Annotated in this window: 17 protein-coding genes, 1 pseudogene and 1 riboswitch; of the genes and pseudogenes, 2 read left to right on the plus strand and 16 right to left on the minus strand. The window is 32.3% G+C overall.

Annotated elements, in window-relative coordinates; genetic code table 11:
* Positions 1 to 157 precede the first annotated feature (157 nt).
* Together CUL_RS0109530 and CUL_RS0109535 are read left to right on the plus strand one after the other, a co-directional pair.
* The gene (locus CUL_RS0109530; RefSeq protein WP_025641365.1) at positions 158 to 835 is read left to right on the plus strand and encodes a PHP-associated domain-containing protein; all 678 of its coding nucleotides are present in this window, start codon (positions 158 to 160) and stop codon (positions 833 to 835) included.
* Between the two features lie 98 nt (positions 836 to 933).
* Complete coding sequence (locus tag CUL_RS0109535; protein ID WP_005583709.1) at positions 934 to 1,530, plus strand: DsbA family oxidoreductase; 597 nt, start codon at positions 934 to 936, stop codon at positions 1,528 to 1,530.
* A 40-nt stretch (positions 1,531 to 1,570) separates the two neighbouring features.
* Here CUL_RS0109535 and CUL_RS0109540 read toward each other — a convergent pair whose 3' ends face one another.
* The 16 genes and pseudogenes from CUL_RS0109540 to CUL_RS0109600 form a co-directional block, all read right to left on the minus strand.
* Positions 1,571 to 2,578, minus strand: coding sequence for a D-alanine--D-alanine ligase family protein (locus CUL_RS0109540; protein WP_025641367.1), 1,008 nt, complete (start codon positions 2,576 to 2,578; stop codon positions 1,571 to 1,573).
* Positions 2,579 to 2,708: 130 nt separating this feature from the next.
* A complete protein-coding gene (locus CUL_RS0109545; RefSeq protein WP_025641369.1) occupies positions 2,709 to 3,242 on the minus strand; it encodes a folate family ECF transporter S component in 534 nt (177 codons plus the stop codon).
* A 69-nt stretch (positions 3,243 to 3,311) separates the two neighbouring features.
* A riboswitch (THF riboswitch) is annotated at positions 3,312 to 3,407 on the minus strand.
* A gap of 117 nt (positions 3,408 to 3,524) precedes the next feature.
* Positions 3,525 to 3,845, minus strand: coding sequence for a dehydroquinate synthase/iron-containing alcohol dehydrogenase family protein (locus CUL_RS18905; protein ID WP_157752655.1), 321 nt, complete (start codon positions 3,843 to 3,845; stop codon positions 3,525 to 3,527).
* Positions 3,835 to 4,206 (minus strand): dehydroquinate synthase/iron-containing alcohol dehydrogenase family protein, encoded by a 372-nt coding sequence (locus CUL_RS18015; protein WP_025641370.1) that lies wholly within the window; start codon positions 4,204 to 4,206, stop codon positions 3,835 to 3,837. Before CUL_RS18015 ends, CUL_RS18905 begins: the two co-directional genes overlap by 11 nt.
* Before the next feature lie 130 nt (positions 4,207 to 4,336).
* The gene (locus CUL_RS18020; RefSeq protein ID WP_005583712.1) at positions 4,337 to 4,525 is read right to left on the minus strand and encodes a hypothetical protein; all 189 of its coding nucleotides are present in this window, start codon (positions 4,523 to 4,525) and stop codon (positions 4,337 to 4,339) included.
* 38 nt (positions 4,526 to 4,563) lie between these two features.
* Positions 4,564 to 5,118: an ethanolamine utilization protein EutH gene (gene eutH, locus CUL_RS17105; protein ID WP_408065625.1), complete on the minus strand. Its 555-nt coding sequence runs from the start codon at positions 5,116 to 5,118 to the stop codon at positions 4,564 to 4,566.
* The gene (eutH, locus tag CUL_RS20175; RefSeq protein WP_408065626.1) at positions 5,097 to 5,204 is read right to left on the minus strand and encodes an ethanolamine utilization protein EutH; all 108 of its coding nucleotides are present in this window, start codon (positions 5,202 to 5,204) and stop codon (positions 5,097 to 5,099) included. The genes eutH (CUL_RS17105) and eutH (CUL_RS20175) overlap by 22 nt, the downstream gene beginning before the upstream one ends.
* The gene (gene eutH, locus CUL_RS19735; RefSeq protein ID WP_005583714.1) at positions 5,198 to 5,314 is read right to left on the minus strand and encodes an ethanolamine utilization protein EutH; all 117 of its coding nucleotides are present in this window, start codon (positions 5,312 to 5,314) and stop codon (positions 5,198 to 5,200) included. The genes eutH (CUL_RS20175) and eutH (CUL_RS19735) overlap by 7 nt, the downstream gene beginning before the upstream one ends.
* 15 nt (positions 5,315 to 5,329) lie before the next feature.
* Positions 5,330 to 5,617, minus strand: coding sequence for a EutN/CcmL family microcompartment protein (locus CUL_RS0109570; protein ID WP_005583715.1), 288 nt, complete (start codon positions 5,615 to 5,617; stop codon positions 5,330 to 5,332).
* 120 nt (positions 5,618 to 5,737) lie between these two features.
* Positions 5,738 to 6,160, minus strand: coding sequence for a PduL/EutD family phosphate acyltransferase (locus tag CUL_RS17110; RefSeq protein ID WP_051403532.1), 423 nt, complete (start codon positions 6,158 to 6,160; stop codon positions 5,738 to 5,740).
* A complete protein-coding gene (gene eutB / locus CUL_RS0109580; RefSeq protein ID WP_330216555.1) occupies positions 6,147 to 6,566 on the minus strand; it encodes an ethanolamine ammonia-lyase subunit EutB in 420 nt (139 codons plus the stop codon). The genes CUL_RS17110 and eutB overlap by 14 nt, the downstream gene beginning before the upstream one ends.
* Positions 6,567 to 6,593: 27 nt before the next feature.
* Entirely contained in the window at positions 6,594 to 6,683 is a 90-nt protein-coding gene (locus CUL_RS20180) for an ethanolamine ammonia-lyase reactivating factor EutA (RefSeq protein WP_201767873.1), read from the minus strand.
* A 20-nt stretch (positions 6,684 to 6,703) separates the two neighbouring features.
* Positions 6,704 to 7,812, minus strand: a pseudogene (locus CUL_RS19740) (ethanolamine ammonia-lyase reactivating factor EutA).
* A gap of 116 nt (positions 7,813 to 7,928) precedes the next feature.
* On the minus strand, positions 7,929 to 8,135 hold the full coding sequence (locus tag CUL_RS18025) for an ATP-binding protein (protein WP_025641372.1): 207 nt from the start codon (positions 8,133 to 8,135) through the stop codon (positions 7,929 to 7,931).
* The gene (locus tag CUL_RS18030; protein ID WP_081722824.1) at positions 8,132 to 8,560 is read right to left on the minus strand and encodes a sensor histidine kinase; all 429 of its coding nucleotides are present in this window, start codon (positions 8,558 to 8,560) and stop codon (positions 8,132 to 8,134) included. The genes CUL_RS18025 and CUL_RS18030 overlap by 4 nt, the downstream gene beginning before the upstream one ends.
* Positions 8,561 to 8,580: 20 nt before the next feature.
* The coding region (locus CUL_RS0109600) for an IS3 family transposase (protein WP_157752656.1) at positions 8,581 to 9,073 on the minus strand (493 nt) is incomplete at its 5' end.

Genomic DNA, 9,073 nt, shown 5'->3' on the forward strand with positions numbered 1-9,073 from the left:
TATTTCCTCAAACATTATAACATAATATCTTATAAATAAGTTTTCCATTAAGATATTTTATAATTATCGTCAAATTATAGTTTTTATCTATACAAGATTATTGCAGCTGATTTTATGGTATCATCTAATTAGTATTAAAAATGGAGGCAAAATAGAGATGATAATAGATACTCATATACACGAAAACAAATACTCATCAGACAGTTTTATCGATTTTAAAAAAGCCATAGATATGGCAAAGCTTATAGGACTTGATGGGATATGTATAACAAACCATGATAATAACGATTTAAGAATGGATCTAGGTGATTATGTAAAGATTAACGGAGTATTAGTAATAGTTGGTGCCGAAGTCCTTACTCATCAAGGAGATATATTAGTTTTTGGTTTAAAAGATATTCCGAAGGAAAAGATGCATGCTGAAGAACTTCTTAGATTGGTAAAAAAACATAAAGGAGTAGCCATTGCCGCCCACCCTTTTAGAAATAATAATAGAGGATTAGAAAATCATCTACATGAAGTAGCTGACCTATTAGACGGTGTTGAATCCTTTAACGGAAGCACCTACTCTTACCATAATCTATATGCCTATGCAACAGCTACTCAGTTAGGTTTGCCCTCTTTAGGTGCCAGTGATGCTCATGTAATGGATAGAATTGGTAAATATGCAACCAAATTTTATGATACTATAAGAGATGATATAGATTTTATAGAAGCTATTAAATCTAAAAATTTTCATCCTGTCATGAGAATAGATGGAATATTTAAAGACTTTGATTACACTTATGAAGAACTATTACCAAGAGAAAAAATAACAAATCTTAAACAGAAATAACTATAAACCCCATAAATTATCAGTTCATGGGGTTTATTATTTATTTTTACTGACAATGGGTATATATTCAACAAATAATAAAATATGGAGGAGTTTAAATGTTGGATATTAAAATTTTTTCAGATTTTGCATGTCCTTTCTGTTTCATAGTTACGGGTATTTTTGATAAATTAAAAGAAGACGGTGTAGAGTTTGCTATAGAATGGATTCCTTATGAAATGCATCCAGATATTCCATTGGAAGGTAAAAGTGTAGAGGGAAAACATCCAAAAGGATACGCAGAAAAAATGTATGAGATGTTAAACAAATTAGGAACTGAATATGGTATTAAATACAAAATGCAAGAAAAAGACTATAATACCCATAGGGCTCTTCTAGCAGGAGAATACGCCAAATCTGTAGGTAAGTATGATGAGTTTTCTAAAAAGATATTTAAAGCCTATTTCACAGATTTAAAAAATATAGGGAATAAAGATATTCTTGATGATATAGCAAAAAAAGCTGGATTGAATATTGAAGAAATGAACAACCTAATCAATGCTGGTAAATATGAAGCAAACTTAAAAAGGGCAAAAAATTTAATAGGTAAATTTGAGGTAGAAGGTACCCCTACGTTTATAATCAACGACCAGCATAAAATGGTAGGTGTTAGGCCTTATGAACAAATGAAGAGGTCATTTTTAGCATATAGTTAGAATTATCTCCTTAAGTATATACTTAAGGAGATAATTATTATTAAACAGTTTTATAATTTAATTTATCATTTAAATAATACCTATTAATTGCATTTTTAACAATTTTCATAATCAAACCACTATAACCTAATTTACAAGCTTCTGCCATCTTAGTCAAATCACTATGGCCTTTCATAAGACCCGGCAAAGAATTCACCTCCAGTACATAGGGAATCCTATCCCTCAATCTAATATCGATTCTAGCATAGTCTCGCATTCCTAAGGTACTATATGCTTTAATTGCTATCCTTTCAATTCTCTTTTTTGTTTCCCTTTTCAATTTAGCGGGAATATGAAAGATAGTCCTATCCCCGTAATGAAATTTTACTTCAAAACTATAAATATTATTTAAATGTTCTGGAAGATTTGAAAAATCTACTTCCAATATGGGTAGAACCGTTAAATTTTCACCGTTACCTAAAACCCCTACTGTAAATTCCCTACCTTCTATATATTCAGTAATCATAATAGGTGGATTATAGGTTGTTAAATCCTTTTCCACTTTTTGAATTAAATCATCTTCATTAAATATAAGGCTATCTTCATGAATTCCTCTGCTAGAACCCTCATCTTTAGGTTTTACCAAAACTGGAAAATCAATATTTAGATTCTCAATTTCTTCTATACGAGAAACATAAGTAAATTTCGGTGTAGGAATTTTTGCTTCTTGAAATAATTTGCACGAATAAATCTTATTATAAGCAAGCCCATGACCTAAAGGTGAAGAGCTGGTATAGGGGATACCAGCATACTCAAGGGCAGCTGGCAATTGAGATAGTCTAGCATCGCCGTTAATTCCATTACACAAATTAAAAACCAAATCTACCTTTTCTTTTTTCAACCTTGTAATCAAGTTATCATCAAATACTAAATCAATGCAGTTAAATTTCTTTGAAAGTACTTCTTTCAATCCTTTTATAGTCTTTCCCTTCTGTTTATCTTCCATTATCCCTTCATCTGTGGGCAATACTTTAAATCTTGGCTTATCAGTAACAATAGCCACTTTCACAAATAAACATCTCCTTTAATATGCTAATATAAATAAGAAAAGAGTCTTAAAAAATGCCTCCCTTCTCATTATATAGCATTAATACAAATATTACAAAAGCCATTACCGTGTATTGGTAATGGCTTTTTATCTAATTAGTATCCAACGCTATAGGGAGTCTGCTTATTAGTACCTTAGTCATATACGCATATAATGGTATATTGACTAATTGACCGATAACCCTACCTGGAAGAATAGTAACTAGAGGTATACTAAATAATGTTTTCATAAAGTAGGCCCATAATAGTATAGATGTAGTGACTTGTCCTACTCCTATTGCTAGCAAAAGTTTCCAAAACGAAGTTCTACATTCTTTGTCTTTACATTTCATCATTATAAGCCCTGGTATTGCTCCTGTTAAGGCAGCAGATAAAGTAAAATGTGGCATATATGGGCCCATTGGGCTAATTATCATACCTATTATATCACCAACTGCCCCTACAATACCTCCAGCTAGAGGACCAAATACTATTCCAGCAAAGATTATTGGAAAACCTCCGAATCCTATTCTAACGATTTCAGTCCCTCCGCCGCCTATTCTAATACTACCTACTCTTGTTAAAACAACATTTAATGCAATAAGCAAAGCATAATAGGCAATATTCTTAGAGCTCAACTTTTTCACAAAAAAAGCCTCCTTTCCTCAATGGCATGACAGAACTGCCACATCAAGAAAGCAGACTATTCAGGATGTGTCAGCGAACGCGATAGTTTAACGCAAGCTAAAAAGCTCTTCGTTTAGAGGCAACGTCCCATCCTCTAACACTTTACGCAAACTACCTACTCTGCCATTAATATTTATTATATTTGAACAATTATAGTATATCTAATAATTGTAAAAAATTCAAGTTGTTTCGTAATTTTTTTGTCTTATAGTGTTGTAAATATTATGTTAATGGTATATATATTAGCAGGCATATGCTTTCTTTAAAATATTTGCTATGTCTTCAATTTTAATTTTAATTGGATTGTCTTTAGTACACGGGTCCTCGATGGCTATTTCACTCATTTCTTCTATGGTTGTATAAAATATTTTATTATCAATATTGGCTTTTTTTAATGTAGCTGGCATATTCAGCTTGTTTTTTAAAATTTTAATGCCTTCTATTAAACTAATAACTCCTTCTTTAAGTGTTGAATGTGGGAATCCTAATATCCTAGACAGATTCCTATACTTCTCCCCTATGCCGGTATTTGATTTTCTATCTAATTCTGAATCAAATTCTATAACATATGGTAGTAATTATACTATTAATCCTTCCATGGGGAATGTTAAACCGTGCAGCACCTATTATATGAGCCATACTATGGTTAATACCTAAGTCCGAGCTATTAAAAGCTATTCCAGCCATACAGGATGCTATATGCATTTTTTCCTTAGCTTCTATATCTTCATTATTATTGTAGCTTCTTGACAAATATTTAAATACATATTCTATGGCTTTCTCTGCGTAAATATCTGAATAATCAGTTGAATTTATAGACACATAAGCTTCTATAGCATGGGTTAAAACATCAAATCCTGTATCTGCAATTATATTAGATGGTTTTTTAATTAAATCTATATCTATAAATTTATCTGATGCCATCAAATGATGGTAAAGAATTGCTTTTCCTGCGTCGATAACAGAACCGCCACCTAATGCTATTATTATATCAGGCTTGAAATCTAGTAGCTTTCCAATCCCTTATATATAATTTCTAAGGAAGGATCTTCCGTTATATCTTTAAAAACAAACACCAATTGATGCCCTTCCCATCTAAAATATAAGTTATTTCAGATAGAAAGCCTAATTTAATCATAGTAATATCAGTAACAACAAAAGCACTTTTCTCCTGGATATCCTTAATCTTTTCAATTGAGTCTAACCCATAATAGATATCCGTTTTCAGATTAAAGTTCTTCATTATACTACCTCCAACTATCTACATCAAATGTAGATATCTCAACTTTCTTGAGTCTTTTCTACCCTTCTATTAGCAATAAAGATGGCAAGTATAACTGCGGTAATTCCTGCCGTTAATTTACCTGCTACCGCTACATCTCCCATTCCTAACAACTTTCCTAATTGGAGTAAAGGCTTTCTAAACACCTTTGTTATGAAATGTACCATTGGAAATGCTCCGGCTAACATTAGTGCAATATCTCCAACAATGGCTATACTATCAGATACCGGCGCTATACCGGGAATTACAACTATCTCCGTTAAAGTTTCAATAATTATAACTGCCAATCCTATTGTTATTACAATAACTACACCTCTTCCAAAAACGGTAAATCCTCTTGTCATCTTATCGAAAATTTTCCATAAACCAACGGCTAAAAGGAGAGAAACAATAACTGTTGGAACTGAATTACTCAATATCATGGGTAATTCAAAACCTGCAACTAACCCACCGACAAAGGTCCCTATGGGAATAGTTATTAAACCCGCCAATATCCCTGTAGCTAAAAATTTATGGTCCTCCTTATCTATTATTAGGCTACCGGTATTGTAAATACGATTGTTGGCTCCACCATTGCCCCTAATATTAACCCTGCAAATAGCCCTGCTTGTCCCGTTTGTGCTAACTCTATAGCTAATATCCCTTCTTCAAATTGCTCACAAAACCAAACTTGTTTCCAATTATCCTATCTATAGCTCCTATAACCATAAGTAACACCATTATATAGACAATAATATCATTTATGCCCATACTATCCCTCCAATCTTAATTTTCCAATACCCTTTTGATAATCCTTTCTATTTCATCTATAATCCCAATAACCGTTGCATCTACAGGTACTTCCCTGTTTTCTAAAACCTTTCGTGCAGAACTTCCTCTCACTACTAGCACCTGTTCACCTATACCTGCGCCTACACTATCAACAGCAACAAAAGTATTTTCTTCTTTTTCATGGTAATAATCTATTGGTTTAATAACCAGCAATTTAAATCCATTTAACGATTCCTCTTTTCTAGTAGCCCAAACATTACCAACAACCTTCTCAATTATCATAAGCATCTTCCTTCCACTATAGTTCTAAATACTTGACTTTAATCTGTTTATCTATCATATATTCTTCTGCTAAAGGGGTAATAATAGAACCTTTAGATATCCATATATTCTTTGTTCTATTTAGCCATAATTTTTCAATATTAGATTGGGTAATAACCCTTCTTCAATACATATGATTCTTTTTCCTTTCAATATGGATTCTATAACCATACCCTTTTCAAATCCTACTGCATTTGCCTCATCATAATCAATATGCATACTAAGCTTATAGTTCTCATTTACTCTTACTATTACATCTTCAAATATAACAGGCCTATTGCTCTTAACTATTACACAAACCTTATCCTTATCCTTTACATTTAGCCTAATAGCACCATCGGGAGTCATGCGAATATGAGGCTTAGCTATAATTACACTTTTAGTTCTTTTAACAACCGCCTTTTCAGATGCAATAAAAATACTTGCTCCTCCATTTAGATTCCCTGATTCTCTTATTGTTGGATTTATTCCTAGGTTTATAGCATCAGTTTTAGATATCTCCATGTGTACCTGCAATACTTTGGAATATCATGTCAGCAGGAGCACCTTTTTTAATAGCTTCCATTAATCCTCTACTTATCCTCCTAATATCACTAGTTCTGGTTTTAGTATCCAATATCCATTCCCTTAATTCTGCAACAGTCCGATTTTTAACCTGATTATATATTTTCTCATTAACCAAGTCCTGTATAACCCTTGTTACTTCATCTTCCTCATAGGGCACTATTGAATTATTTCTCAAATCTTTTAAAGTCAAATTACTTAATACTTCTTTAGCAGCAATCATCTCAGTAACAGATTTAGCAGCTATGCCTGCCAACCTATCTCCCGACCTTTCTTCATTAGCCTTAGCCAAGACCTCTTTAATATCCTTAAATTGGTAAACAGTACCAAATAATTTGGTTTTCAATCTCAACTTATCCACCTCTCTAATTTATTAATTAAACAGTAGAGTCTTTACTATTACAGGTACAACACTTCCATCTGCTAAGGGTTTGCCAATATCTACATAGTCTCCATTTTCCACTTTTATGGAGTCAATGCATACTATCTTTTTTTATTGCTTAAGCGAATATCTAATGTCTGACCAAGTACCTTAGCTATATCATTTTCTATAATAATTAATGGCGTATCCAGATCTAAAATATCTCTCATACCATTTATTATTGAATCTGCTAAACCTTCTACTTCCTCGAAGTTTAAATTCCTCACCCCCTTGATAGCTAAAGCAACCAATTGGATATCCTCTTCCAACATAAACCATCTTAGCTTCTCAGCAATAATCTCCTCCATTTCCTAAAAGTTTAAATTTTCATCTTCTTCTGTTAGCTTTAGTATTGGTATATTTTTTAGCGGAAGAACTTCTTCACTATATTTGATGGTACTACCGCTAATATCAGTAGTATGGGAACCAGTACCCACTACAGTAGCCCTAATAGTTTCTTTTGCTTCATATAGTTTCATCTCTTCGAGAACCGACACCATCCGCTCTGAAATTAATTCCAACTTACGGTAATCAGCGTTCCCTCCCACTTTCATATCTAAGCCGATACTTTGTGCAAGGTAATTTATTTTTTCTGAAATGTAGGTTATCCTTTTTTTAGTCTTATCTACTTTAATCAGTCTTCCACCTATGTCAAAACAAGAAGTATCTATAACATTGCCATTTTTAAATACCACAATATTAGTGGTGCCTCCACCTATATCCAAATTTGCTACAACAACCCCCTTTTTCTTAGAAAACTCATCAGCATTTGCTCCTTTTCCAGCTATTATCCCTTCTAAATCTGTTCCTGCAGTTGCAACCACAAAATCCCCAGCTAATCCAGATAAAGTATCTAAAACCTGGTTTGCATTTTTTTCCTAGCAGTCTCCCTAGTAATAATTTCTGCACCAGTTACTACATCCTTAGGCTTAATTCCTGCTTTTTTATATTCAGCCTCTATTATTTTTCTAACGCTAGCCCCATCTATTTCTATAGGGGATAAAAGGGGTGTAAAATGTATTTTGCTTCTATATACTACCTCCTTATCTATAATCTTTATCATGGGCACAGAAGCTATTGAAGCAGTATTGTCTATGGTTATCCTGCTAAATACTAATTGGGTTGTTAAAGTTCCTATATCTATTCCTACACTTAGAATACTTTCGTTCATCTGATCTCCCCTTAAACTAAATTTCAAACAAAAAGAGGCCTAAAGTAGGCTTTGCAACTACTTTAGGCCTCTTTGCCTTTACTAACACTTCTTTGTGCTATATAAACAGTATTTTATTATTGAAATTTAAAATCGAAACTTATTGTAGTACCTTTATGGGATGAATCTATATAAAGATTTCCACCTAATTTCTCTTTTATGATTTTATCTACTATACTAAGACCTAAACTATTATCAGGCAACTTAGATGGATCAAACCCCTCTCCGTTATCTAAGACCGATATAGTATAAAATATCTGATCTTTTTTTATTTTAATATTCATATATCCATTATTTTTGTTTTAAACCCATCATCTATAGAATTTTGTATTAGTTCATTTGCTATTAACGCTATGGATGTGGCATATTGAGAATCGACAACAAAAGTATTACCCAAAACTTTAATATCTATATTTTTATTTGGCTCTAATAAATAATCCTTTCCATTATCTGCAATTCTCTCTATTAAGATTTTTATATCCACATCGACAATACCGCTTTCAGATAATAATTCATGGGTAATGGATACACTTACAATTCTACTTATACTCTCCTCTAACGCTTTTTTAGCATTTCTATCCTTCATTCTTCTAAATTGTAATCGCAACAAGCTGGAAATAGTTTGCAAATTATTCTTAATCCTATGATGGATCTCTTGAATTGCTACAGATTTTAATATGAACTGACCTTTGTCAAGTAGACAATCAATTTAATTAAAATTTATGCACATTAGGATGCATGGTTTCGATATTCTAAAGGAGCCATGCATCCTAATCCTTTTTGAAATCTTTTTTCATTGTAAAATTTTATATATTGAATTATTTTTTCCCTTAATTCTTCAAGTGTTTTAAACTTCTTACCGTAAAACATTTCAGTCTTTAATATACCAAAAAATCCTTCCATAGGACCATTATCTATACATTTACCAACTCTTGACATACTTTGGACCATTCCAGCTTCTTCAATCTTACTTTTGAAAATATTTCCCGTATACTGAAACCCTCTATCACTATGAAATATGGGCTTTGCATCAGGATGTTTTTGGATGGCTCTATCAAACATTTTAAATACAAGTTGATTATTGTTTTTAAAGGATATTTCATATTCAATAATACTGTTATCGTAAATGTCCATAATTGGACTTAAATAAAGCTTTCTATTATCTCCAGGAATTGAAAATTCAGTTACATCTGTAAGCCATTTCTCATTAGGAGCCTTAGCT

Origin of the sequence: [Clostridium] ultunense DSM 10521 (assembly GCF_000511955.1) — a bacterium.
Classification (GTDB): Bacteria; Bacillota; Clostridia; order Tissierellales; family Tepidimicrobiaceae; genus Schnuerera; species Schnuerera ultunensis.

Coding starts and splice junctions, on each gene's coding strand:
- CUL_RS0109530 (WP_025641365.1), top strand. CDS start 158: ATGATAATAGATACTCATATACACGAAAACAAATACTCATCAGACAGT.
- CUL_RS0109535 (WP_005583709.1), top strand. CDS start 934: ATGTTGGATATTAAAATTTTTTCAGATTTTGCATGTCCTTTCTGTTTC.
- CUL_RS18015 (WP_025641370.1), bottom strand. CDS start 4,206: ATGGCATCAGATAAATTTATAGATATAGATTTAATTAAAAAACCATCT.
- CUL_RS18020 (WP_005583712.1), bottom strand. CDS start 4,525: ATGAAGAACTTTAATCTGAAAACGGATATCTATTATGGGTTAGACTCA.
- eutH (WP_005583714.1), bottom strand. CDS start 5,314: ATGGGCATAAATGATATTATTGTCTATATAATGGTGTTACTTATGGTT.
- CUL_RS0109570 (WP_005583715.1), bottom strand. CDS start 5,617: ATGATAATTGAGAAGGTTGTTGGTAATGTTTGGGCTACTAGAAAAGAG.
- CUL_RS17110 (WP_051403532.1), bottom strand. CDS start 6,160: ATGGAGATATCTAAAACTGATGCTATAAACCTAGGAATAAATCCAACA.
- CUL_RS18025 (WP_025641372.1), bottom strand. CDS start 8,135: ATGAATATTAAAATAAAAAAAGATCAGATATTTTATACTATATCGGTC.